This is a genomic window from Streptomyces sp. NPDC104226, assembly GCF_055584085.1.
In genome coordinates this window covers 1-23,727 of sequence record NZ_JBVJMS010000004.1, presented here as the reverse complement: position 1 = coordinate 23,727, position 23,727 = coordinate 1, and the positions used below count along the sequence as shown (strand labels likewise).

Annotated in this window: 19 protein-coding genes; 10 read left to right on the top strand and 9 right to left on the bottom strand. The window is 73.3% G+C overall.

What is annotated here, in order from left to right; all coding sequences use genetic code 11:
• Positions 1–196: 196 nt before the first annotated feature.
• The 4 genes from ACZ60J_RS13520 to ACZ60J_RS13505 all read right to left on the bottom strand — a co-directional run bounded on the left by ACZ60J_RS13520 (position 197) and on the right by ACZ60J_RS13505 (position 4,121).
• The gene (locus ACZ60J_RS13520) at positions 197–724 is read right to left on the bottom strand and encodes a Tat pathway signal sequence domain protein (protein WP_469681592.1); all 528 of its coding nucleotides are present in this window, start codon (positions 722–724) and stop codon (positions 197–199) included.
• 137 nt (positions 725–861) lie between these two features.
• Complete coding sequence (locus ACZ60J_RS13515; protein WP_469681590.1) at positions 862–1,263, bottom strand: hypothetical protein; 402 nt, start codon at positions 1,261–1,263, stop codon at positions 862–864.
• Between the two features lie 38 nt (positions 1,264–1,301).
• Positions 1,302–1,781 carry a PaaI family thioesterase gene (locus ACZ60J_RS13510; protein ID WP_469681588.1) on the bottom strand — a complete coding sequence of 160 codons (480 nt, stop codon included), beginning with the start codon at positions 1,779–1,781 and terminating at the stop codon, positions 1,302–1,304.
• Positions 1,782–1,835: 54 nt separating this feature from the next.
• Positions 1,836–4,121: an FdhF/YdeP family oxidoreductase gene (locus tag ACZ60J_RS13505; protein ID WP_469681587.1), complete on the bottom strand. Its 2,286-nt coding sequence runs from the start codon at positions 4,119–4,121 to the stop codon at positions 1,836–1,838.
• A gap of 356 nt (positions 4,122–4,477) precedes the next feature.
• Here ACZ60J_RS13505 and polA point away from each other — a divergent pair, with 356 nt between their 5' ends.
• On the top strand, positions 4,478–7,201 hold the full coding sequence (gene polA / locus ACZ60J_RS13500) for a DNA polymerase I (protein ID WP_469681585.1): 2,724 nt from the start codon (positions 4,478–4,480) through the stop codon (positions 7,199–7,201).
• 39 nt (positions 7,202–7,240) lie between these two features.
• Here the strand turns inward: polA and ACZ60J_RS13495 are convergent, their stop codons facing one another.
• Positions 7,241–8,110: a DUF4184 family protein gene (locus ACZ60J_RS13495; protein ID WP_469681584.1), complete on the bottom strand. Its 870-nt coding sequence runs from the start codon at positions 8,108–8,110 to the stop codon at positions 7,241–7,243.
• Between the two features lie 215 nt (positions 8,111–8,325).
• Between ACZ60J_RS13495 and ACZ60J_RS13490 the strand changes: the two genes are divergently transcribed.
• The 3 genes from ACZ60J_RS13490 (at position 8,326) to pgfA (ending at position 10,981) form a co-directional block, all read left to right on the top strand.
• Positions 8,326–9,657, top strand: coding sequence for a lytic transglycosylase domain-containing protein (locus ACZ60J_RS13490; protein ID WP_469681582.1), 1,332 nt, complete (start codon positions 8,326–8,328; stop codon positions 9,655–9,657).
• Between the two features lie 191 nt (positions 9,658–9,848).
• Positions 9,849–9,989: an SPW_0924 family protein gene (locus ACZ60J_RS13485; protein ID WP_250744997.1), complete on the top strand. Its 141-nt coding sequence runs from the start codon at positions 9,849–9,851 to the stop codon at positions 9,987–9,989.
• 14 nt (positions 9,990–10,003) lie between these two features.
• Positions 10,004–10,981 (top strand): cell envelope lipid trafficking protein PgfA, encoded by a 978-nt coding sequence (pgfA, locus tag ACZ60J_RS13480; RefSeq protein ID WP_469681580.1) that lies wholly within the window; start codon positions 10,004–10,006, stop codon positions 10,979–10,981.
• On the opposite strand, the gene ACZ60J_RS13475 is transcribed toward pgfA, so the two are convergent.
• Both ACZ60J_RS13475 and ACZ60J_RS13470 read right to left on the bottom strand, forming a co-directional pair.
• Entirely contained in the window at positions 10,971–13,628 is a 2,658-nt protein-coding gene (locus tag ACZ60J_RS13475; protein ID WP_469681578.1) for an ATP-dependent RNA helicase, read from the bottom strand. The two genes, pgfA and ACZ60J_RS13475, sit on opposite strands and share 11 nt — an antisense overlap.
• A gap of 4 nt (positions 13,629–13,632) precedes the next feature.
• Positions 13,633–14,481 (bottom strand): class I SAM-dependent methyltransferase, encoded by an 849-nt coding sequence (locus ACZ60J_RS13470; protein ID WP_469681577.1) that lies wholly within the window; start codon positions 14,479–14,481, stop codon positions 13,633–13,635.
• Positions 14,482–14,839: 358 nt separating this feature from the next.
• On the opposite strand from ACZ60J_RS13470, the gene rpsA reads away from it, so the two are divergent.
• From rpsA to ACZ60J_RS13450, 4 genes are all read left to right on the top strand, one after another.
• Positions 14,840–16,357, top strand: coding sequence for a 30S ribosomal protein S1 (gene rpsA, locus ACZ60J_RS13465; RefSeq protein ID WP_254383748.1), 1,518 nt, complete (start codon positions 14,840–14,842; stop codon positions 16,355–16,357).
• Positions 16,358–16,532: 175 nt separating this feature from the next.
• Positions 16,533–17,471 (top strand): PAC2 family protein, encoded by a 939-nt coding sequence (locus ACZ60J_RS13460; protein ID WP_250752979.1) that lies wholly within the window; start codon positions 16,533–16,535, stop codon positions 17,469–17,471.
• A gap of 49 nt (positions 17,472–17,520) precedes the next feature.
• A complete protein-coding gene (gene coaE / locus ACZ60J_RS13455; RefSeq protein WP_469681575.1) occupies positions 17,521–18,129 on the top strand; it encodes a dephospho-CoA kinase in 609 nt (202 codons plus the stop codon).
• Between the two features lie 106 nt (positions 18,130–18,235).
• A complete protein-coding gene (locus ACZ60J_RS13450) occupies positions 18,236–18,631 on the top strand; it encodes a tetratricopeptide repeat protein (RefSeq protein ID WP_469681573.1) in 396 nt (131 codons plus the stop codon).
• Positions 18,632–18,641: 10 nt separating this feature from the next.
• On the opposite strand, the gene ACZ60J_RS13445 is transcribed toward ACZ60J_RS13450, so the two are convergent.
• Positions 18,642–18,905, bottom strand: coding sequence for a DUF6343 family protein (locus ACZ60J_RS13445; protein WP_469681571.1), 264 nt, complete (start codon positions 18,903–18,905; stop codon positions 18,642–18,644).
• Positions 18,906–18,975: 70 nt separating this feature from the next.
• On the bottom strand, positions 18,976–19,605 hold the full coding sequence (locus tag ACZ60J_RS13440; protein ID WP_469681569.1) for a hypothetical protein: 630 nt from the start codon (positions 19,603–19,605) through the stop codon (positions 18,976–18,978).
• A gap of 154 nt (positions 19,606–19,759) precedes the next feature.
• Between ACZ60J_RS13440 and ACZ60J_RS13435 the strand changes: the two genes are divergently transcribed.
• Both ACZ60J_RS13435 and ACZ60J_RS13430 read left to right on the top strand, forming a co-directional pair.
• On the top strand, positions 19,760–21,061 hold the full coding sequence (locus tag ACZ60J_RS13435; RefSeq protein WP_469681567.1) for a helix-turn-helix domain-containing protein: 1,302 nt from the start codon (positions 19,760–19,762) through the stop codon (positions 21,059–21,061).
• Between the two features lie 174 nt (positions 21,062–21,235).
• Positions 21,236–23,727: DEAD/DEAH box helicase (locus tag ACZ60J_RS13430; RefSeq protein WP_469681565.1), on the top strand; the 2,492-nt coding region annotated here is incomplete at its 3' end.

The following is a 23,727-nucleotide window of genomic DNA, read 5'->3' as shown; positions in this document are numbered from 1 at the left end:
TAAGCGGGTCTTAGGACGTTATGGAGGGCTGAGGCCAATGATGTGACTCTCTTGTTATGCCACGGCGTAATACATAGCGGATCTCTGCGGGTGGAAAGGGGGAAATCCGGCCGGTTCGTCTTGTCCGCATAGTGAGATGCGGCAGGACCGTTGGTTGGTTTGGCTGCTGTCGCGCCAGGACTCTGGGCCCTTTTACTCATGACGGCGGCGGGGTGCTCGCGTCTCGATCTTCGGGACAGGCCCTGGTCAGAGCGGTGGAGAGATCGCGCGCATATCGGTCACCGGGGATGTAGCTGTGATCCTCTTTCTCAAACCCATTACTGAGGGTTACTTCCAGGAAAGGGAGCCCGGAATTCCGTGCCACATGCACGCAGTCTGTGACGCGAATCCGTACCGCGAGGTCACGGGCCTCCCCGGGGGCGAGCGTGGCCGGAAGTGGTGGCTCGACCTCGACCGTCAGTGCCCGCGAGGACTGTTCCAGCCGCTCCAGGGTGATGGCCGGACCGGCCGAGGCGTGCACACGCACGGTGAACGCGAAGGCTGCGCCGGAAGGGCTCGGCCCGGAGTCCTGTCCCGGGTCCTGCCCGAGCGGGGCGACGTAGGTGAGGGAGAACGCCTGCGAGGGTGCGGGCGGTCGGTACGGGGCGGGGCGCGGCCGGGCCGCGTACAGCGCGGCCCCGGCGATGACGACGGCGGAGACGCAGGTCAGCGCCCCGAGGGTCATGACGGCCCGCCGGTGGCCCTCGTAGGCCTCGCGGAGCCGTCGGACGGCCGGGGGCGTGTGCGGCGTTCGGAGGGCGGGGTGCGGGCCCTCGTGGGCCTCCGTGCCCTCTCCGGGCTCGATGGGGCCGATGCCGCCGCTCACTGCCAGGGACCGTCCGTCGGGGCGCCCGACCGGTAGCGGTCCGCGCAGCGGCGCTCCGCCTCCCGGGCGGTGAGCTCGCGCGCGGCCGCCGGGCCCTTGGCGTCCCGCTCGGCGCGGGCGTCGGCGAGGACGGCGCGCAGGATGTCGTTCTGGCCGCCGGACAGGCCCATGGACTGGTAGTCGAGGTGGACGGCGTCGCTGCCGTCGCCCGCGTCGAGGATGACGCCCGCCCAGTGGGTGATCAGGCGGGTGCAGACGTCCTGGGGCGCCGGTGGGGAGGGGGCGTTGGAGGGGGTGGTCCCGGGATCGCCGCCGGTGCAGCCGAGCGGTGCGGTGGCCAGCAGCGCCGTCGTCGCGGCTGCGGCCAGGGCGCGTCGCGGCGCCGGTCCGGATCCCATGCGGGAACGCTAGACCGGCGCCGCTGCGAGGGCAACGGCTAGTTGTTGCCGTCCTGTTGCGGGTTCGCGTCGCGCAGCAGGCAGGTCAGGCGGGCGGTGCAGACGCGGCGGTCGTGTTCGTCCGTGATGACCACCTCGTAGGTGGCGGTGGAGCGGCCCCGGTGCACGGGGGTCGCGACGCCGGTGACCAGGCCGGAGCGGGCGCCGCGGTGGTGGGTGCAGTTCAGGTCGACGCCGACGGCGACCTTGGTGATGCCGCCGTGCATCATCGCGCCGACCGAGCCGAGGGTCTCGGCGAGTACGGCGGAGGCCCCGCCGTGGAGGAGGCCGTAGGGCTGGGTGTTGCCCTCGACGGGCATGGTGGCGACGACGCGCTCGGCGGAGGCTTCGAGGATGCGGATGTCCATCCGCTTGCCGAGGTCGCCCGCCGAGAACAGCGCGGGCAGGTCGATGCCCAGGGCCGTGTACTCGTCGAGGACCTCCTGCGGGAACTTCACCGCGTGCTGCTGCTCGCCCATGGGCCGACTCCGTTCGTCAACGCTCGTTAACCATATGGTTCTCGGGTCGTTCTATCAGGCCGGCTCGAAGCGCACGACGACGGACTTGCTCGCCGGGGTATTGCTGGTGTCCGCAGTGGAGTCGAGGGGCACGAGCACGTTGGTCTCGGGGTAGTAGGCGGCGGCGCAGCCGCGGGCGGTCGGGTAGTGCACGACGCGGAAGCCGGGGGCGCGCCGTTCCACGCCGTCGTGCCACTCGCCGACGAGGTCGGTGTACGAGCCGTCGGCGAGCCCGAGTTCGGCGGCGTCCTCGGGGTTGACCATGACCACGCGGCGGCCGCCGGTGATCCCGCGGTAGCGGTCGTCGAGGCCGTAGATGGTGGTGTTGTACTGGTCGTGGCTGCGCAGGGTCTGCAGGAGCAGGCGTCCCGCCGGGAGGTGCGGGTACTCCACGGGTGCGGCGGTGAAGTTGGCCTTGCCGGTCTTGGTGGGGAAGCGGCGCTCGTCGCGCGGGGCGTGCGGGAGTTGGAAGCCGCCGGGTCGGGCCGCGCGCGCGTTGAAGTCCTCGAAGCCGGGGACGACGCGGGAGATCCGGTCGCGGATGGCGGCGTAGTCCTTCTCGAACTCCTCCCAGGGGGTGGCGGAGGCGGTTCCGAGGACGGCGCGGGCCATGCGGGCCACGATGGCGGGCTCGGAGAGCAGGTGGGGGGAGGCGGGGGCGAGGTTGCCGCGGGAGGCGTGGACCATGCCCATGGAGTCCTCGACGGTCACGAACTGCTTGCCTCCCGCCTGGACGTCCTTGTCGGTGCGGCCGAGGGTGGGCAGGATCAGGGCGCGCCGGCCGGTGACCGCGTGGGAGCGGTTGAGCTTGGTGGAGACGTGCACGGTCAGGGAGGCGCGGCGGACGGCGGCCTCGGTGACCTCGGTGTCGGGGGTGGCGCCGACGAAGTTGCCGCCCATGGCGAAGAGCACCTTGGCCTTGCCGTCGCGCAGGGCCTGGATGGAGCGGACCACGTCGAAGCCGTGCTCGCGGGGCGAGGTGATGCCGAATTCCTTGTCGAGGGCGTCCAGGAAGGCGGGTGCGGGGCGTTCGAAGATGCCCATGGTGCGGTCGCCCTGGACGTTGGAGTGGCCGCGGACGGGGCAGACGCCGGCGCCGGGGCGGCCGATGTTGCCGCGCAGGAGCAGCAGGTTGACGACCTCGCGGATGGTGGCGACGGAGTGCTTGTGCTGGGTCAGGCCCATGGCCCAGCAGACGATGGTGCGCTCCGAGGCCAGGATCATGGCCAGGGCGCGTTCGATGTCGGGGCGGGTCAGGCCGGTGGCGGTGAGCGTCTCGTCCCAGTCGGTGTCCCGGGCGGCGGCCGCGAACTCCTCGTAGCCGTGGGTGTGTTCGCGGATGAACTGCTCGTCGGTTGCGCCGCCCGCCTCGATGACCAGTTTGTTCAGGAGGCGGAAGAGGGCCTGGTCTCCGCCGATGCGGATCTGGAGGAACAGGTCGTTGAGGGCGGTGCCCTTGAGCATGCCGAGGGGGGTCTGCGGGTTCTTGAACCGCTCCATGCCGGCCTCGGGCAGCGGGTTCACCGAGATGATCTTCGCGCCGGCGGACTTGGCCTTCTCCAGGGCGGAGAGCATGCGCGGGTGGTTGGTGCCCGGGTTCTGTCCGGCGACGATGATCAGGTCGGCCTGGTGGAGGTCTTCGAGGGAGACGCTGCCCTTGCCGATGCCGATGGTCTCGTTCAGTGCGGAGCCCGAGGACTCGTGGCACATGTTCGAGCAGTCGGGGAGGTTGTTGGTGCCGAACTCGCGGGCGAACAGCTGGAAGAGGAAGGCCGCTTCGTTGCTGGTGCGGCCCGAGGTGTAGAAGAGGGCCTCGTCGGGGGAGTCCAGGGCGCGCAGCTCCTCCGCGATCACCGCGAAGGCCCGCTCCCAGCTGACGGCCTCGTACCGGTCGGCGCCGTCCGCCAGGGCCCCTCTTTCCAGAAGCATGGGCTGGGTGATGCGGCCCTGCTGGCCCAGCCAGTAGCCGGAGCGGCCGGCGAGGTCGGACAGGGGGTGCTCGGCGAAGAACGCGGGGGTGACCCGGCGCAGGGTGGCTTCCTCGGCGACGGCCTTGGCGCCGTTCTCGCAGAACTCGGCGGTGTGCCGCTTGTCGCCCTCGGGCCAGGCGCAGCCGGGGCAGTCGAAGCCGTTCTTCTGGTTGACCTTGAGGAGGGTGCGGGCGGTACGGGCCAGGCCCATCTGCTCCTGCGCGATCCGCAGGGTGTGCCCGATCGCGGGCAGGCCGGCGGCCGCGTGCTGAGGGGGCGCTACCTGCGGTGCGTCCTGTACGGGATCACCTGTGGGCGGCTTGGTGGCCATGTCGCTCCCCTTCGAGCGTGCGTGCGAATGCAGCACATAGTGCCGCACTTACGATCCTTCCACGCTCCGGGGGTGACCGGGAGGGCGGTACGGGGCGTCCGGAGTCCGGACGTGTGCGCCGGGGGCGGGCGGTGTGACGGATGCGCCGTGGGAGCAGGGAGAGGAGCTGGGCGGGGGAGTCCCGCGGAGGCCCCGGGGGGCCTGTGGGTCCTGTGGGGACGCCCACGGAGGAGCGGGCGAGAGCGCCGCGGCGAGGCGGTGCCCGGGGGTGTGCGGGGCCGGGCCCGGGCGGGCGTCCACTGACCGGGTGACGGCCGGCGCCGGAATTGTCAGTCCGGCGGCCTAGGATCGGGGGCGTGGCAGATTCAGCATCGAAGAAGACCGACCAGCCGACCGCAGCGGACCGCCCCCGCCTGATGCTCATGGACGGGCACTCCCTGGCGTACCGGGCGTTCTTCGCGCTGCCCGCGGAGAACTTCACCACCGCGACCGGGCAGCCGACCAACGCCATCTACGGGTTCGCGTCGATGCTGGCGAACACGCTGCGCGACGAGGCGCCCACGCACTTCGCCGTGGCGTTCGACGTGTCCCGCAAGACGTGGCGCTCGACGGAGTTCCCCGAGTACAAGGCGAACCGATCCAAGACCCCCGACGAGTTCAAGGGGCAGGTGGAGCTGATCGGCGAGCTTCTCGACGCGATGAAGGTGCCGCGGTTCGCGGTCGACGGCTTCGAGGCCGACGACGTGATCGCCACGCTCGCCACGCAGGCCGAGGCCCTCGGCTTCGACGTGCTGATCGTCACCGGCGACCGGGACTCCTTCCAGCTCGTCTCCGAGCACACCACGGTGCTCTACCCGACCAAGGGCGTCTCCGAGCTCACCCGCTTCACCCCCGAGAAGGTCGAGGAGAAGTACGGGCTCACCCCCCAGCAGTACCCGGACTTCGCGGCCCTGCGCGGCGACCCGTCCGACAACCTCCCCGGCATCCCGGGCGTCGGCGAGAAGACCGCCGCCAAGTGGATCACCCAGTTCGGTTCCTTCGCGGAGCTCGTCGAACGCGCCGAGGAGGTCAAGGGCAAGGCCGGGCAGAACTTCCGCGACCACCTGGACGCCGTGAAGCTCAACCGGGTCCTGACCGAGATGGTCAAGGACGTCGCCCTGCCCAAGACCCCCGCCGACCTGGCCCGCGCCCCCTACGACCGGACCGCCGTCACCGGAGTCCTGGACGTCCTGGAGATCCGCAACGCCTCCCTGCGCGAGCGGCTGCTCGCCGTGGACCCGGGCGCGGCCGAGGAAGAGGCCCCCGCCCCCACGGCGGCCGCCGTATCCCTCGACGGCTCCGTGCTCGGCGCCGGCGAGCTCAAGCCGTGGCTGGAGGCCCACGCGGGCGCCCCGCTCGGCATCTCCACCGTCGACACCTGGGCGCTCGGCGCCGGCAACGTCTCCGAGATCGCCCTGGCCTCGGCCGGCGGCGCCGCCGCCTGGTTCGAGCCGTCCGCGCTGGACGAGGCCGACGAGCGGGCCTTCGCCGCCTGGGCCGCCGACCCCGCCGCGCCGAAGGCCGTGCACAACGCCAAGGCCCTGATGCGGGTCTTCCCGGAGCACGGCTGGACCCTGGCCGGCGTCGCCATGGACACCGCGCTCGCCGCCTACCTGGTCAAGCCGGGCCGCCGCTCCTTCGCACTGGACGTGCTGTCCCAGGAGTACCTGCACCGGGAGCTGGCGCCCGCCGCCGCCGACGGTCAGCTCGCCTTCGGCGCCGACGACACCGCCGAGGCCGAAGCCCTCATGGCGCAGGCACGCGCCGTCCTGGACCTCGGCGACGCCTTCGCGGTCAAGCTGCCCGAGGTGGGCGCCGCCGAGCTGCTCCACGACATGGAGCTGCCCACCTCCGAGCTGCTCGCCCGCCTGGAGCGGGCCGGCATCGCCGTCGACCGGAGCCACCTCGAAGCGATGGAGCAGCAGTTCGCCGCGGCCGTGCAGCAGGCGGTGAAGGAGGCGCACGCGGCGGTGGGCCACGAGTTCAACCTCGGCTCGCCCAAGCAGCTCCAGGAGGTCTTCTTCGGCGAGCTCGATCTGCCGAAGACGAAGAAGACCAAGACCGGCTACACCACGGACGCCGACGCGCTCGCCTGGCTGGCCACCCAGACCGACCACGAACTGCCCGTGCTCATGCTCCGCCACCGGGAGCAGGCCAAGCTGCGCGTCACCGTCGAGGGCCTGGTCAAGATGATCGCCGCCGACGGCCGGGTGCACACCAGCTTCAGCCAGACCGTCGCCGCGACCGGCCGGCTGTCCTCCACCGACCCCAACCTGCAGAACGTGCCGGTGCGCACCGACGAGGGCCGGGCCATCCGCCGCGGCTTCGTCGTCGGCGAGGGCTACGAATCCCTCATGACCGCCGACTACAGCCAGATCGAGCTGCGCGTCATGGCCCACCTCTCCGAGGACGAGGGCCTGCTCGAAGCCTTCCGGTCGGGCGAGGACCTGCACACCACCGTCGCCTCCCAGGTGTTCGGCGTCGAGCGCTCCGAGGTCGACGCCGAGATGCGGCGCAAGATCAAGGCCATGTCCTACGGCCTGGCCTACGGTCTCTCCGCCTTCGGCCTCGCCCAGCAGCTGAACATCGAGCCCGGCGAGGCCCGCGGCCTGATGGAGACCTTCTTCGAGCGCTTCGGCGGGGTCCGGGACTACCTCGGCCGCGTCGTCGAGGAGGCCCGCGCCACCGGATACACGGCCACCGTCTTCGGCCGCCGCCGCTACCTCCCGGACCTGGGCAGCGACAACCGCCAGCGCCGCGAGGCCGCCGAGCGGATGGCGCTGAACGCCCCGATCCAGGGCACCGCCGCCGACATCGTCAAGGTCGCGATGCTGCGCGTGGACAAGGCGATCACCGAGGCAGGGCTGACGTCGCGGATGCTGCTCCAGGTCCACGACGAAATCGTGCTGGAGATCGCGCCCGGAGAGCGCAAGCAGGTGGAGGAGCTGGTGCGCCGCGAGATGGCCGCCGCCGTCGACCTGCGGGCCCCGCTGGACGTGTCCGTGGGCGTCGGCCCCGACTGGGAGTCCGCCGCGCACTGACCGGCCGTTCCTGTGGCCCCCGGCAGCGCCCGTCCCCGCCTACGCGGTGGGGACGGGCGCTTTCGCGTCCGCGTCGGCGGCCGGGTCCGCGTACGGGTCGTTACGGACCCGCCGGTGGCGCAGGCGCACGAGGACCCCGTACAGCAGCAGCCCCACGACGAGTCCGCCGCCCGCGCCGAAGCAGATGGTCGGGATGATGTCGAGCGGGGTGCGGATCCGGTCGAAGAAGGTGAAGAAGCGCAGCACGCGCAGGGTGACCCCGACCGCCACGCAGACGAGGAGCAGCGCGAGCGCGCCCGCCACCTCGGCCCGGCCGAGCACCGGGACGGACGCGGGGGCCGGTACGTCCGGCAGCCGGCGCAGCCCGGTCACCGTGAACCAGACCAGGAAGCAGGCCGCGAGCGCCGAAGTCCCGTACTGCAGGTACGAGTAGAGGGGCAGCCCGAGGGCAAGCGGCTCGCCCAGCTCCGGCAGGGTGCGCGTCCCGAAGCGGTCGACGTGCGTGAACGCGTCCCACACCACGTGCGTGAGGGAGCCGGCGACCGCCGAAAGGTAGAACCAGAGGGCCAGCGCGGGCCATCGGCGCCCGCGCCACTCCTCTCCCCGGACGAAGGAGTGCACCCTGCCCTGCCGGCCGCGGGGCAGGAGGGCGATCAGCGGCTCGCGCAGCAGCAGCCAGCACGCCGCGAGGACGGCGGTCAGCACCGCGTCGACGGTCAGGACCCCGGGCAGGGAGTGCGTGAAGGTGCCGTACGGCCTCAGGCCCGAGACGACCGTGTCGGCGAAGTAGAAGCTGTCCGGAGCGAACGACCCGAGGACCAGCGCCGATCCGACGAGGGGGCCGCGCGCCCGACCGGACCGGCGGACGGCCGGAAGCACGGCGGCCGCGTGGCTGAGGGTGAACGGCATGGGGCCTTGCCTCCGGGGCTCGACTCGGTGACTGGTGGGGACCGGTGCGCTGGGCGCGGTCGGTTCGACCGGTGGGATCGGTGTGATCGGTGTGTCCAGTATGGGCGGCCTGCGGAACACATGAGGAAATCGTGAATTCCCGCTCGCGATGCGTGCCCTGTCCAGCGAGTTGACGTAGGGTCACGCGGACGTCGAGGGGGAGGGGGGTCCGGCTCATGACGACTCGGATTCGGATACCGGTTCGGATACCGGCACGTGCGTCCGCGGGGATACCGACGCGGTTCGGCCGGGTGGTGCGCAAGGGCGGGGCCGCCGTGCTCGTCTCCGCCCTCGTGGCCGCCGTGCTGACCGCCTCGCAGGGGCCGGTCGCGGCCGGCATCGACGCGGCACCGGTCGCGGAGCCCGCGCCCGAACCCGTACCCGACGGCTCCGCGGGGGACGGCTCCTACTTCACCGCCCTGCCGCCCCTGGTGAGCCCCGAGCCGCCGGCCGTACTGCTGCCCGAGGACGGGACGGCCCCGACGCCGCCGCCCGCGGTACCGGCCGCCGCGGATCCGGGACCGCGCACCGAGCCCGCGGCCACGGGCGGGGCCGAGGGCGCGCAGGGCATACCGGCGAGCGTGCTCGCCGCGTACCGGGGCGCCGAGCAGGCCGTCGGCAGGAACGACCCCGGATGCGGACTGCGCTGGCAGCTCCTCGCGGCGATCGGCAAGGTCGAGTCCGGGCAGGCGCGCGGCGGACAGGTGGACGCCGCCGGTACGACGCTGCGGCCGATCCTGGGCCCCGTGCTCGACGGCAACGGCTTCGCGAACATCTCGGACACCGACGGCGGGGCCTACGACGGGGACTCCCGCTACGACCGTGCGGTCGGGCCGATGCAGTTCATCCCGTCCACGTGGGCCTCGTGGGGCCAGGACGCCAACGGCGACGGCCGGCGCGACCCCAACAACGTGCACGACGCCGCGCTCGCGGCGGGCCGCTACCTGTGCGCCGGAACGCGCGACCTGCGGGTGGACGGGGACCTGGACCGGGCCGTGCTGTCGTACAACCAGTCCTCCGCGTACCTGCGGACGGTGCGGTCGTGGTTCACGTACTACCTGAAGGGCGCGCACGAGGTCCCGGACGGCCGCGGCGGCGGGAGCGGCAACGGCGGCACCCCGGGGGTCACGCCGCCGAAGCCCGGCCCGAGCCCGACGCCGAAGCCCACACCCGCACCCACGCCGCCGCCGAAGCCGACGCCCACTCCGACGCCGACGCCGACGCCGACGCCGAGCCCTAAGCCGACGCCCACGCCCACGCCGAGCCCCATACCGACGCCCACGCCCACACCGACGCCGACACCCACACCGACGCCGACCCCCACGCCCACGCCGACGCCGACGCCCACACCGACGCCGACCCCCACGCCCCCCCCGAAGCCGACGCCCACCCCGAAGCCCACGGCTTCGGTCTCCCCGTCGCCGAAGCCCAAGCCGTCCGCCAAGCCCAAGCCCTCGCCGTCGCCGTCCGCGTCGGCCGCCGGTCCGGCGCCCACGGCGACCCCCTGACGCACACGCCGCCGCCCGCCCCCGCCACGAGCGGGGGCGGGCTTCGGCGTGCCCGCGCGTACGGGCCGGGGCTCCGGCGGGGGCCGCCGCGAGGTCACCGCGCGAGCAGTGGCGCAAACGGTTCTCATCTGTCACCCGCATTGCTACGGTGCCACCTCCCTGACACCCCATCAGATTCCGGAGGCCCCGGCATGCGCGCATTCGTCGCCGCCGCCAGCGGTCTCGTCCTCGCGGCGCTCCTCGTCTTCGCCATCACGGCGACGGGGGCGCCGGAAGGCAAGACCTCACCGAAGCCCCTGCTCACCACCGCGCCCGCCGCGCCCGGAAAGTAGAGGAGGGCCCGGCCATGCGACGCAGAGCAAGCCTCGTCCTGCTAGCCGTAGCCGTGTTCTGTGCAGCCCTCGCACCGCTGCTGCGCTGGTACGCGTACCCCAGGCTCGCCAAGATCCCGCCGAGCCAGTACCAGGAGATGGTGCTGGAGGCGAAGGACGCGACCCTCGTCGACTACGCCACCATGCAGCCGAAGAAGGTCGACAAGGTCACCATCGTCCAGACCCTCAAGGGCAACGTCGAGGCGTCGAAGGAGATCGAGGCCAGCGCGGGCAAGGACGTCGTGGTCTGGGACACCTTGACCCACATCATGGGCCCGGACGGGAAGATGGTCTCCCAGATCCCCGAGCGCTACATCTTCGACGCCCACAGCCAGGACCCGGTGCACGCCACCGGCGAGGCCGTGGACGGGGATCCGGTCAAGCGCGAGGGCATCGAGTTCAAGTGGCCGTTCTTCACCGAGCCGCGCGACTACCTCTACTTCGACGCGCAGACCCGCACCTCGTCGCCCATCCACTACGTCGGGCCGCGCAAGTTCAAGGGCATGGACGTCTACTACTACGAGCAGACCGTGCCCTGGACGAAGGTCGGCCTGCCGAAGAAGATGCCGTTCGAGGGCATCGACCCGGCAACGTTCGAGCAGACCACCGGAACCAGCCTCTGGTACACCACCAAGGCGATGTTCTGGGTCGACCCGGTGACCGGGGCACCCGTCAACGCCGAGCAGGAGATCCAGCAGGAGATGCGCGGCGGGAGCCTCGCGGGCAACGCGCCCGACGGGAGGCTCACCGTCTTCGCCGGGCACGTGAAGATCCGCGAGGACTACAGCGACTACACCGTCGACCTGGTCAAGTCGAACCGGATCATGGTCCTCGGGCTGCACACGTACGCCCCGATCGGGCTGGCGGCCGGCGGACTCGCGCTCTTCGGGCTCGCGCTCTGGCTGGAGGCGCGCGGCCGGCGCCCCCGCCAGGAGGAACCGTTCAGCGCCTGAGCCGGGCGTTGGTGTGCCGGGTGGGCTCGGCGGTCGCCGGGTCCTCCGGCCACGGGTGCTTGGGGTAGCGGCCGCGGAGCTCGGCACGGACGGCCCGGTAGCCGCCCTGCCAGAAGGACGCCAGATCGGCGGTGACCGCGGCGGGCCGGCCGGCGGGCGACAGGAGGTGGACGAGCACGGGGACCCCCGCGACCCGGGGGGTCTCGGCCAGCCCGAACAGCTCCTGGAGCTTGACCGCGAGGACCGGCTGCCCGTGCTCGGCGGCGTAGTCGACGCGGATCCGGGAGCCGCTCGGCACCTCGATCCGCTCCGGGGCCAGCTCGTCGAGCCGGGCGGCCTCGCCCGTCGCCCAGGGCAGCAGCCGGTTCAGCGCCTGCCCGGCCTCGATCCGCGCGAGGTCGCCGCGGCGGCGGGCCCGCGACAGCTCGGGCTCCAGCCAGTCGTCGGCACGCTCCAGCAGCTCCCCGTCGTCCGCCACGTCCGGCCAGGGCGGGCCGAGCGTGCGGTGCAGGAATCCGAGCCGGGCCCGGAGGGCCTGCGCGTCCGGGGTCCAGCGCAGCAGGCCGAGCCCCTCGGTCCGGAGCCCGTCGAGCAGTGCGGCCCGGACGAGGGCGCGGTCGGGGTCGCGCAGGGGCCGTGCGGCCAGCTCGATCGCGCCGAGCCGTTCCACGGAGCGGGCCACGAGGTCGCCGTCCTCCCAGCGCACCTCTTCGCCCGCGCGGAACAGGTGGTCGGCGGCGGCTCGGGCCGTCTCCTCGTCGAGGAGGGCCGCGAGGCGGACGCGGGCGGACGCGGAGTGCGGGGGCCTGTCGGCCACGGCGACGGCCAGCCAGGGCGCGCTGCGCAGCCCCGACCCCTCGCCGAGCTCGGCGGCGGTTCCGTTGGCCATGAGGAAGCCCCCCGCCCCCTTGGCCCTGGCCACCCGCTCCGGGAACGCCAGCGCCGCCACGAGCCCGGCGGCGGCATCGTCGGGAAGGGCCCTTTCCCCCACCCCGCCCCTTCCCGAAACCGGGGCTCCGCCCCGGACCCCGTACGTGCGCTGCGCGCCCGTGCCCTCGAACGCCGGGCGGGCTGAATCGCGCCGCGCAGCGGCAGAATCGAGCCCCGCAGGGTCCGGGTCAGCGCCGGCGCGCTCCAAGCGCTTGGCCTCCGCGCGCCAGCGGGCTGCGTAGGCGTCGCCGCCCGCGCGGGCGCGGCGCCAGGCCGCGGCCAGGTCGTCTCCGTACTCCCGCGGGGGCTCCTCGCTGAGCAGGGCCACCAGCTCCGCCGCCCGCCGGGCGCCCACCACGGCGGAGCCGTCGAGCAGGGCCCGGGCCAGCCGCGGGTGCAGCCCGAGGCGGGCCATCCGCAGCCCGCGGGGGGTCGGAGGCCCCGCCGGGGACACGGCTCCCACCGCGAGCAGCACCTCGCGCGCCGCGGCCATCGCTCCGGCCGGCGGTGGATCGAGCAGGGCCAGGCCGGTCGCGTCCGGGTCGCCCCAGCAGGCGGCCTGGAGGGCGAACTGCGCGAGGTCCGCGATCCGGATCTCGGAGGCCGGGTACGCGGGCAGCCGCCCGTCCTCCGCTTCGGCCCAGCAGCGGTACACGGTGCCCGGGGCCTCGCGCCCGGCCCGGCCCGCGCGCTGGCGGCCGGCCGCGCGGGACGCCCGTACGGTGGCCAGCGCGCCGAGGCCCCGGGCGTGGTCGACCCGGGGTTCGCGGGCCAGCCCCGAGTCCACGACGATCCGTACGCCGGGCACGGTCAGGCTGGATTCCGCGACCGCCGTGGACAGGATGACCCGGCGGTGCGGCGCGGGGGACAGCGCCGCGTCCTGGACGGAGGCCGGAGCGCGGCCGTGTATCTGGAGCACCTCCGCGTCGACGGCGCCGAGCAGACCTGCGACCCGGGCGATCTCACCGACGCCGGGCAGGAAGCACAGCAGGTCGCCGGAACGTTCCGCCAGCGCCCGCCGCACCACCGAGGCCACGTGCGTCAGCTGCGCCGGGTCCACCCGCATCCCGTGCGGCGGCCGCACCGGGCGGGCCGGCGGGGCCCACACGGTCTCCACCGGGTGGGAGACCCCGGCGGCCTCCACGACGGGGGCGTCCCCGCCGCTGCCGCGTCCCAGGAGCCGGGCCCAGCCGGCCGCGTCCGTGGTCGCCGAGGCCGCGAGGAGCCGCAGCTCGGGGCGCAGGGTCTCCCGTACGTCCAGGAGGAAGGCGGCGACGGTGTCGGCGTCCAGGTGCCGCTCGTGGCACTCGTCGAGGATGACCAGGTCGGTTCCGGACAGCTCCTGGTCCCGCTGGAGCCGCTGGAGCAGCACCCCGGTGGTGACCACCTCGACCACGGTGGACGGCCCGGCCACCCGCTCGCCGCGCACGGTGAAGCCCACCGAGGCGCCGACCTGCTCGCCGAGCAGCCAGGCCATCCGGCGGGCGGCGGCGCGGGCCGCGATCCGGCGGGGTTCGGCGACCACGACCCGGCGGCGCGGTCCGCTCCCCACGAGCCCCGCCAGCACCAGCGGCACCAGCGTGGTCTTGCCGGTGCCGGGCGGGGCGCAGAGCACGGCGGCGCCGTGGCCGTCGAGCGCCGAGACGAGCGCGGGCAGGGCTTCCCGTACGGGAAGGGAGTCGAGGTCGGCCGTACGCACCGCGCGCTGTCCCGTCACCGGATCAGTCCCGCTCGCACACGAAGATCGCCGTACCGGGGATGAGGTTGCCGCGCAGGGGGGACCAGCCGCCCCACTCCTGGCTGTTCCACGCGGGCCATTCCGGTTCGACCAGGTCGACGAGGCGGAAGCCGCCCGCGACCACGTCCCGGACCCGGTCGCCGAGGGTGCGGTGGTGCTCCACGTACACGGCGCGGCCCTGCTCGTCCTGCTCGACGTACGGGGTGCGGTCGAAGTAGGAGGCGGCGACGGACAGCCCCTCGGGGCCCGGCTCGTCGGGGAAGGCCCAGCGGATGGGATGGGTGACGGAGAAGACCCAGCGGCCGCCGGGGCGCAGGACGCGGTGCACCTCGCGCATGACGTTCACGGGGTCGGCGACGAAGGGGACGGCGCCGTAGGCGGAGCAGGCGAGGTCGAAGGAGCCGTCGCGGAAGGGGAGCTTTCCGGCGTCGGCCTCGACCAGGGGAACCTCGTTGCCGATCCGCAGGGCGTGCTGGAGCTGGCGGTGGGAGAGGTCCAGGGCGACGGGGCGGGCGCCCTGGGCGGCCAGCCAGCGCGAGCACTGGGCGGCGCCGGCGCCGATCTCCAGGACGTCCTTGTCCTTGAGGGAGGCGACGGGGCCGAGCAGTGCGGCCTCCGCCTCGTCCAGGCCCTCGGGTCCCCAGACGAAGCGGTCGTCGCCGAGGAAGGCTCCGTGCTCGCTCTGGTACTCGTCGGCGTTGCGGTCCCACCAGCCCCGGCTCGCCCGGCTGCTCTCCGCTTCCCCCGCGTCACGCCGCGTGGCCTCGGAGTCGTCCTCGGCGGCCGATCCGGCTTCGTACGCCTCTTCGGGGGCGCAGTCCTCTTGGTTCATGGGGCCCGTCGTCGTAGTCTGCGAATGTCTGCGGAAAGCGGGCTGGAAGGGCCATCGGCGCCTGCCCGCCCGCCAATTGTGCCGGTTGTGCGGTGATCCGCCCGGGGTGTGCGCCTTCGCGCATTGACCCTGTCCGGCTGCCCCCGTATGCTACAAGTTGCGCTGCGAGCCTGTGCTCCTCAGACCTAGCAGGCTGCGCTTGTATCTGTTGATGTCCCCTCGGTTTTCGAGGCCCCCACCCCGCGTTTCGCGGAACTGGGGCTTCCTTGGCTGTCCGGCTTCTTCGGCAGATGCCGATAAGGGCTCCCGGCGTAGCAGTACCTACGACTTTCTGTCCGTAACCGGAGCCCTTACCCACATGACGAGCAGCACCGAGACCACCGCCACCACCCCGCAGGTTGCGGTCAACGACATCGGTGACGAGGCCGCGTTCCTCGCCGCGATCGACGAGACGATCAAGTACTTCAACGACGGCGACATCGTCGACGGCGTCATCGTGAAGGTCGACCGTGACGAGGTCCTCCTCGACATCGGTTACAAGACCGAGGGCGTCATCCCGAGCCGCGAGCTCTCGATCAAGCACGATGTCGACCCGAACGAGGTCGTCAAGGTCGGCGACGAGATCGAGGCCCTGGTTCTCCAGAAGGAGGACAAGGAAGGCCGTCTGATCCTGTCCAAGAAGCGTGCGCAGTACGAGCGCGCCTGGGGCACGATCGAGAAGATCAAGGAAGAAGACGGCATCGTCACCGGTACCGTCATCGAGGTCGTCAAGGGTGGTCTCATCCTCGACATCGGCCTCCGTGGCTTCCTTCCGGCCTCCCTCGTCGAGATGCGTCGCGTCCGCGACCTCCAGCCCTACGTGGGCAAGGAGCTCGAGGCCAAGATCATCGAGCTGGACAAGAACCGCAACAACGTGGTCCTGTCCCGCCGCGCCTGGCTCGAGCAGACCCAGTCCGAGGTTCGCCAGACGTTCCTCACCACCCTGCAGAAGGGTCAGGTCCGCTCCGGCGTCGTTTCCTCGATCGTCAACTTCGGTGCCTTCGTGGACCTGGGCGGCGTCGACGGTCTCGTCCACGTCTCCGAGCTGTCCTGGAAGCACATCGACCACCCGTCCGAGGTTGTCGAGGTCGGCCAGGAAGTCACCGTCGAGGTCCTCGACGTCGACATGGACCGCGAGCGCGTCTCCCTGTCGCTGAAGGCGACGCAGGAAGACCCGTGGCAGCAGTTCGCCCGGACGCACCAGATCGGTCAGGTCGTCCCGGGTAAGGTCACCAAGCTGGTTCCGTTCGGTGCGTTCGTCCGCGTGGACGAGGGCATCGAGGGTCTGGTCCACATCTCCGAGCTGGCCGAGCGCCACGTGGAGATCCCGGAGCAGGTCGTCCAGGTCAACGACGAGATCTTCGTCAAGGTCATCGACATCGACCTCGAGCGTCGCCGGATCTCGCTGTCGCTGAAGCAGGCCAACGAGTCCTTCGGTGCCGACCCGGCGTCGGTCGAGTTCGACCCGACCCTGTACGGCATGGCCGCGTCGTACGACGACCAGGGCAACTACATCTACCCCGAGGGCTTCGACCCCGAGACCAACGACTGGCTCGAGGGCTTCGACAAGCAGCGCGAAGCCTGGGAGGGCCAGTACGCCGAGGCGCAGCAGCGCTTCGAGCAGCACCAGGCTCAGGTCATCAAGAGCCGCGAGGCCGACGAGGCCGCCGCTGCCGAGGGTGCGGCCGCTCCGGCCGCCGGTGGCAGCAGCAGCGCCGGTGCGGGCATCTCGGGTGGTTCGTACTCCTCCGAGGGTGCTGACGAGACCTCTGGCGCCCTGGCGTCCGACGAGGCCCTCGCCGCGCTCCGCGAGAAGCTGGCCGGCGGCCAGAGCTGATCGCAGCAGCACGGCGCGAGCCGAGCTGATCTTCACCGGTAAGGCCCGTCCCCTTCGGGGGGGCGGGCCTTACCGCTTTGTGCGGGCGTGCCGCGGATCGCGCGCTCAACTGGGGAATGGTCACGGGACCTTGGACGTTCTTCCCAGAGAACGCGGCGGAGGAGGAGTGGTGGCGGTGCTTGATCCACAGGGTTTGTACGAATGGGACGCCAAGGGCCTGGCGGTGGCCGACCTGGCGCTCGCCCAGGACTCGGCCGGGCTGGTCATGCTCTACCACTTCGAGGGGTACATAGACGCGGGCGAGACCGGCGAGCAGATCGTCGAGCGGCTGCTCGACACGCTGCCGCACCAGGTCGTGGCCCGCTTCGACGCGGACCGCCTGGTGGACTACCGGGCACGGCGTCCGCTGCTGACCTTCCAGCGCGACCACTGGACCGAGTTCGAGGAGCCCCTGCTCGAGGTGCGCCTCGTCCAGGACGCCACGGGCGCGCCCTTCCTGCTGCTCTCCGGCCCCGAGCCGGACGTGGAGTGGGAGCGCTTCGCCGTGGCCGTCCGGCAGATCGTCGAGCGCCTGGGCGTGCGGCTCTCCGTCAACTTCCACGGCATCCCCATGGGTGTCCCGCACACCCGTCCCGTCGGCATCACCCCGCACGGCAACCGGACCGACCTCATGCCGGGACACCGCAGCCCCTTCGACGAGGCCCAGGTCCCCGGCAGCGCCGAGTCGCTCGTCGAGTTCCGCCTCGGCCAGGCCGGGCACGACGTCCTGGGCGTCGCGGCCCACGTACCGCACTACGTGGCGCGCTCCCCGTATCCCGACGCCGCGCTGACCGCCCTGGAGGCGATCACCGCCGCGACGGGGCTGGTCCTGCCGTCGGTCGCGCACGCGCTGCGCACCGAGGCGCACCGCACCCAGACGGAGATCGACCGGCAGATCCGGGAGGGCGACGAGGAGCTGGTCAGCCTGGTGCAGGGGCTGGAGCACCAGTACGACGCGGCGGCCGGAGCCGAGACCCGGGGCAACATGATCGCGGAGCCGGCGGAGATTCCGTCGGCGGACGAGATCGGCCTCGAGTTCGAGCGGTTCCTGGCGGAGCGCGAGGGCGAGGGCTGAGGCCGGGGGCCTGTACGGAGCCCAGGGCGCGGGGGCTAGTCTGCCGGGCATGTTGAAAGTTGGCCTGACAGGCGGAATCGGCGCCGGCAAGAGCGAGGTCTCGCGACTGCTGGCGGGGTACGGGGCGGTCGTCGTGGACGCCGACCGGATCGCGCGGGAGGTCGTCGAGCCGGGCACGCCCGGGCTCGCGGCGGTGGTGGCCGCCTTCGGGGAGTCCGTACTGACTCCGGAGGGCGCCCTGGACCGGCCCAAGCTGGGGTCGATCGTGTTCGCCGACCCCGAGAAGCTGCGGATCCTCAACGGGATCGTGCACCCGCTGGTCGGGGCCCGGTCCGCCGAGCTGGAGGCCGCCGCGGGGGCCGACGCGATCGTGGTGCACGACGTACCGCTGCTCGCGGAGAACGGGCTCGCGCCGCTGTACGACCTGGTCGTCGTGGTGGACGCGGCGCCCGCCACCCAGCTGAGCCGGCTCACGGCACTGCGGGGCATGGAGGAGTCGGAAGCCCGCGCCCGGATGGCCGCACAGGCCACGCGGGAACAGCGGCTGGCCGTGGCCACGCTCGTGATCGACAACGACGGGCCGCTGGAGGCGCTGGAGCCGCAGGTGCGCAAGGTGTGGGAGGAGCTCACGGCGCGGGCGGCGGGCGGCGGGGCCTGACACAGGGTGCGGCGTGCGTCGCGTGACGTGTGGCGTGGAGCGTGTTCACGGAATAGCGGGCGGGGCGGGGGGCGTTGAACGCGCCTGTAGAGGGAAGGAACAGACCGTGTCCGACACCACGCCGCAGCTCCCGCCGCCGTCGCGGTCCTCGTCGCCCGAGACGCACGTCATCGACTACCGGGCCGCGGAGCAGCTCCTCGCCGCACGCGACCCGCGGGGTGCGGTGAAGTTGCTCGACTCGGTCATAGCCGCCCACCCGGAGAACACGGCAGCCCGGCTGCTGCGCGCCCGGGCCTTCTTCGCCGCCGCCCAATTGCGGCCGGCGGAGCTGGAGTTCGAGATCGTGCTGGAGCGGGAGCCGGACAACGCGTTCGCCCACTTCGCGCTGGCCCGCACCCACGAGCGCGCCGGCCGGCCTGACCAGGCCCGCAAGCACTTCCGCCTCGCGGCCGCCCTGGACCCCCAGCCGGACTACCTGGCGGCGGCCCGCTTCGACACGTAGCCGGGCTGGCCTAGTGGTCGGGGGGCTCGTACGGAGGGATGTCGCGCCCCGGCTGGTAGTGCGGGCCCTGGTGGATGTGGTGGAGCACCACGACCAGATCCACGGCCGCGAGCACGGCGACGGCGGCGCAGGCCGCGGCCCACCCGGGCCGGGCGGCGAGCGAGAACGCCGCCGCCCCGGCACCGGACCAGAGCATCCCCCACAGGCTCAGCCAGAAGCGCAGCCGCAGCGCGCTGCGGGCGGTCACCGGCTCGTTTCCGGTGCGCACGGCCATCACCGCCTCGACGTGTCGCCCACCCGGGCTTCCCCCGTCCCTTCCATCGTCCCACCGGGGGCCCGATGCGTCAGGGGTTGAGCTTGTTCACCGCCTTGACGGTCGTCTTCTTGAAGGCGGGGACGGGCGCCTCGTTCAGGTACCCCATCTGCCCCCACTTCACGAGCGTCACGGTGGTGCCGTCGCGGCCGATGCCGTACAGGTGGACGCCGGGCTCGGACTCCGGCATGGAGGTGTGCACCCCGTAGACATGGGCGCCCTCCTCGACGCTGAGCTTCCCGTAGTCCTGCCAGGAGGCCGTACCGCCCGGGGTCTTGCGCAGCCAGTCGGCGGCGCAGGCCGCGACCTTGCGCTCCAGGGCCGCCGCGAGCTTGACGGCCGCGGCGTTGGAGGAGGTGCGTACGGACACCTGTACCGCGCCCGTGTCGAACTCGGTGGAGAAGTCGCGGTACCAGCTTCCGGCGGCGGGGAGGACGCCCTCCGCGCAGAACGGCGCGAACTCGGGCAGCCCCTTGGTGACCTTCCCGGCGTACCAGGCGGAGCTCGGGTGCGGGGGCAGGTCGGCGCCGGCCAGGAACCCCGGCGCGGTGACGGCGGCCGACGAGGTGGTGGAGGCGGCGAGGACGAGGGCGGTGGCCGCGGCCGCGGTGGCCGCGAGGGCGGCGGCGGTCCGGGCGGTGCGGGCGGTGCGTCGGAACATGGTCGGTTCTCCCCGTGTGATCCGTGTGGTCGGTGACAGTGTGGTGCTGCCTCGGTCAAGGCTGTACCCCGGCCGGGCCCGGACCTACGGTTCGGGACGAACTCGGGACAATGGAACGGCCGTACGCGCCCTCAGCTGCGGGAACATCGTTGGCATGGAACGGAATTCCGGGACGGGGAGATCGGCCGAGGCGCAGGCGTTCGCGCGGTCGATGAGGGAACTGAAGGAGCGGAGCGGGCGGAGCTTCGGGGCCCTCGCCCGCGACCTCCACACGAGTACGTCGACGCTGCACCGGTACTGCAGCGGTGAGGCACTGCCCGCGGAGTTCGTGGTGGTCGACCGCTTCGCCCGGGCCTGCGGGGCGCGGCCGGCGGAGGCGGTGGAACTGCACCGGGCCTGGCTGCTGGCGGATGCCCGGCGGCGGGCGGTGGCGGTGGAAGTGGACGTGGCGCCGCCTGAGGACGAGGGGGACGGGGACCGGGAGTCGGAGGCTGCGGAGCCCGCCGTCCCGGAGGTGCCCGCGCCGACGCCGCCGCGCCGGACCGGGCGCCGTCTGCTGCTGGCCGGGGTGGCGGCGGCCGCCGTCGTGGCCCTCGCGGTGGGCGTCGGGTGGCTGCCGCAGCCGGGCCGGGCCGAGCCGACGGTGGCGGCTCCCGGCAAGGCCACGGCCACGGCGACGGGCGGAGCCACGGGGGCGGGACCGGTGGCCGGGACGACGGAGTCGCAGGCCGCGCCGGAGACGCCGACCGGCCCCGCAGCGACGCCGGCGGAGAGCGGCGCGCCGGCCGGAGCGACGGGGACGCCGACGGCTCCCGCAGCCACGGGCGGCCCCTCACCGGCAGCCCCGCCCCTGCGCGCGGCCGTGCGGTCGCACGTGTGGGAGGCGGGCTGCGACCACGCCTACCTCGCCGAGCCGGGGCCCTCGGCGGTGCCCCCGCCGCCCGTGGAGGCGGACGCGCCCGCCTGGGCGGCGGGGCGCAAGGCCGTCCACGCGGGGACGCAGATCGTGGAGGTCACCCTGCTGGGCACGGGCCCGGACCCGGTGGTCCTGGAGGACCTGGAGGTACGGGTGGCCGGGCGGCGGGCCCCGCTGCGGTGGAACGTCTACGAGATGTCGCAGGGCTGCGGCGGAGGACTCACCCCGGCCGGGTTCACGGTCAACCTGGACGCGCCGCGCCCGCAGGCGCGGCCGGTGGCCGGCAACGACCAGGGGGAGAAGATCGAGGCCCCCGCCTTCCCGCTGAAGGTCTCCGCCACCGAGCCGGCCGTCCTGCGGGTGGTGGCGAGCAGCACCGGATGCGACTGCGACTGGTACCTGGACCTCCGCTGGAGCGCCCCCACCGGGTCCGGCACCCTCCGCCTCGACGAGTCCGGCCGTCCCTGGCGCATCTCCGCCGCCACCCCGGACCGCCCGGTCTACGGCTACGCCCACGAACGCGGCCGCTGGAGCCGCTGAACCCCCGGAGCGGCCGGGGCACGGGGCGCCGCCGGTACCCGACGCTTCCGGAAACACGCAGCTCAGCGGCATTGTCAGTGGCCCCGCCTAGACTCGACGGCAGACGGGATGCGTCTGCCATGAAGGTGTCCGGGGAGCTCCCGGAGACCGTGGAGACCGGGAGAGGGGGACGCGATGGCCATGCCCGGGACGCGGCACGAGCCGGCGCAGCCGTCCGTGTCCGCCCTGCCGCGGCACGCCGCCGTGTTCCTGCCCGCCGCCGTGCCCCGCGAGAGCCGCATCGCGTTCTGGGCCCCCGACGGGGACGCCCTGCCCGCCGAAGGCGTCCCGGCCACGCTTCAGGTGGTCCGTCCCCATGGCGAGGGCGTCCGTACCCGCACGGTGCCCGCCGTCACGCTGACGGTCACCGCAGCCCTGCCCGTGCTCGTCCGCGCGGCCCGCGCCGGCGCGCTCGGTGGGGTCGCCACGCATCCCGCGACCCGCGCCTGGGGGACCGCCGCCGTCCAGGCGCTGTCCCTCGTCGCGCGGGGCCGTCTGCTGCCCGGGCTGACCCCCGACGGGGTCGACGCCTGGCGGGCCGGGCCCCTGGACGCCGAGGACGTCGCGCATCTGCGCGCGGTCGCCGCAGCCCTGCCCCACGAGGGGTACGCCACCCCGCTCGCCGGACGCCGCCCGCTCCACCTGCCCGAGCCGGAGGCGCTGGTCAGGGCGTTCCTCGACGCCGTCGCCGACAGCCTGCCCCGGACCCCCGCGGCGCCCTTCGCCGCGGGCCGGCCGTTCGCGGCCCGCGAGCCGCAGCAGGTCCCGGGGATACGGGACTGGGCCGCGCAGGTCGCCTCGGGCGCGGACACCGGAGTGGGGATCTCGCTCCGCCTCGACCTGTCCTCCTTCCGCCTCTTCGACGAGGCCGAGAGCGGCACCGAGCCGGGGCAGGACGTGCGCCGCGCCGGGGCCGCCGTCGTCCAGGTCCACAGCCTCGCCGACCCGACCCTGGTCACGGACGCCGCGATGCTGTGGGCGGGCGCCGCCGCGGCCGGGTTCGGACCCCGCGCCCGGATCGACGCCGTGCTCGCGCTGCGCCGGGCGGCCCGGGTCTGGCCGCCGCTGCTGCGGCTGCTGGACCAGCAGGTCCCCGATGTCCTGGCCCTCTCGGACCCCGAGCTCGAAGACCTGCTGGGCCGGGCCGCGACCCGGCTCGCGGAGGCCGGCGTCCTGGTCCACTGGCCGCGCGAGCTGGCTCGTACGCTGTCCGCGACCGCCGTCGTACGGTCCACCGCGCCCGGGTCCGCCACCGACGGCACCGCGTTCTTCGACGCCGAGCACCTCTTCGCCTTCTCCTGGGAGCTGGCGCTCGGCGGCGACCGGCTCACCCCGGGGGAGATGGACGCGCTCGCGCAGGCCCACCGGCCCGTGGTGCGGCTGCGCGACCAGTGGGTGCGGGTCGATCCGGAGCTGGTGCGCAAGGCGCGCAAGCGGGAGCTGGGCCTGCTGGACCCGGTGGACGCGCTGGCGGCCGCACTGACGGGGACGGCCGAGGTCGAGGTCGACGGGGAGCCGGTGGCCGCGGTCCCCGTGGGGGCGCTGGCCGCCCTGCGGGACCGGCTGACCGCGGAGCCGGCCCCGCTGCCCCAGCCGGCCGGGCTCAAGGCCACCCTGCGCGACTACCAGGCCCGCGGCCTGGCCTGGCTCGACCTGATGACCTCGCTCGGACTCGGCGGCTGCCTCGCCGACGACATGGGCCTGGGCAAGACGGTCACCCTGATCGCGCTCCACCTGCACCGCGACCGTCCCGAGCCCACGCTGGTGGTCTGCCCGGCCTCACTGCTGGGCAACTGGCAGCGGGAGATCGAGAAGTTCGCCCCGGGCACGCCGGTGCGCCGCTTCCACGGCGCCGGCCGCAGCCTCGACGGACTGGCCGGGCAACCCGCCGGCGGATTCGTCCTCACCACCTACGGCACCATGCGCGCGGGAGCGGCCCGACTGGCCGAACAGCCCTGGGGCATGGTCGTCGCGGACGAGGCCCAGCACGTCAAGAACCCGCACTCGGCGACCGCGAAGGCGCTGCGCACGATCCCAGCGCCCGCCCGGGTGGCACTGACCGGCACCCCGGTGGAGAACAACCTCTCCGAGTTGTGGGCGCTCCTCGACTGGACCACGCCCGGACTGCTCGGACCGCTCACCGCGTTCCGGGCCCGGCACGCCCGTCCCGTGGAGCACCAGACGGAGGAGGACGGGGGCAACGAGGCGGCGGTCGCCCGACTGGCCGCGCTGGTCCGGCCGTTCCTGCTGCGGCGCAAGAAGTCCGATCCCGGGATCGCCCCCGAGCTGCCGCCGAAGACGGAGACCGACCACCCCGTGTCCCTCACCCGCGAGCAGGCCTCCCTCTACCAGGCGGCGGTCGACGAGGCGATGGCCGTGATCGGCGCGAGCGAGGGCATCGAGCGGCGCGGCATGATCATGAAGCTGCTGGCCTCGCTCAAGCAGATCTGCAACCACCCCGCGCAGTATTTGAAAGAGCACAGCTTGAAAGAGGCGGAGCCGCGGATCGCGCACCGTTCCGGGAAGCTGGCCCTCCTCGACGAGCTGCTCGACACGATCCTGGCCGAGGGCGGCTCGGTGCTGGTCTTCACCCAGTACGTGACCATGGCCCGCATCATCGAACGCCA

Excerpts from the sequence above, each read along its gene's own strand:
- ACZ60J_RS13485 (WP_250744997.1), top strand. The coding sequence starts at position 9,849 with ATGCGCGCATTCGTCGCCGCCGCCAGCGGTCTCGTCCTCGCGGCGCTC.
- ACZ60J_RS13435 (WP_469681567.1), top strand. The coding sequence starts at position 19,760 with ATGGAACGGAATTCCGGGACGGGGAGATCGGCCGAGGCGCAGGCGTTC.
- ACZ60J_RS13470 (WP_469681577.1), bottom strand. The coding sequence starts at position 14,481 with ATGAACCAAGAGGACTGCGCCCCCGAAGAGGCGTACGAAGCCGGATCG.
- coaE (WP_469681575.1), top strand. The coding sequence starts at position 17,521 with ATGTTGAAAGTTGGCCTGACAGGCGGAATCGGCGCCGGCAAGAGCGAG.
- ACZ60J_RS13505 (WP_469681587.1), bottom strand. The coding sequence starts at position 4,121 with ATGGCCACCAAGCCGCCCACAGGTGATCCCGTACAGGACGCACCGCAG.
- ACZ60J_RS13490 (WP_469681582.1), top strand. The coding sequence starts at position 8,326 with ATGACGACTCGGATTCGGATACCGGTTCGGATACCGGCACGTGCGTCC.
- pgfA (WP_469681580.1), top strand. The coding sequence starts at position 10,004 with ATGCGACGCAGAGCAAGCCTCGTCCTGCTAGCCGTAGCCGTGTTCTGT.
- ACZ60J_RS13520 (WP_469681592.1), bottom strand. The coding sequence starts at position 724 with ATGACCCTCGGGGCGCTGACCTGCGTCTCCGCCGTCGTCATCGCCGGG.
- ACZ60J_RS13440 (WP_469681569.1), bottom strand. The coding sequence starts at position 19,605 with ATGTTCCGACGCACCGCCCGCACCGCCCGGACCGCCGCCGCCCTCGCG.
- ACZ60J_RS13510 (WP_469681588.1), bottom strand. The coding sequence starts at position 1,781 with ATGGGCGAGCAGCAGCACGCGGTGAAGTTCCCGCAGGAGGTCCTCGAC.
- ACZ60J_RS13515 (WP_469681590.1), bottom strand. The coding sequence starts at position 1,263 with ATGGGATCCGGACCGGCGCCGCGACGCGCCCTGGCCGCAGCCGCGACG.
- rpsA (WP_254383748.1), top strand. The coding sequence starts at position 14,840 with ATGACGAGCAGCACCGAGACCACCGCCACCACCCCGCAGGTTGCGGTC.
- ACZ60J_RS13445 (WP_469681571.1), bottom strand. The coding sequence starts at position 18,905 with ATGGCCGTGCGCACCGGAAACGAGCCGGTGACCGCCCGCAGCGCGCTG.
- ACZ60J_RS13495 (WP_469681584.1), bottom strand. The coding sequence starts at position 8,110 with ATGCCGTTCACCCTCAGCCACGCGGCCGCCGTGCTTCCGGCCGTCCGC.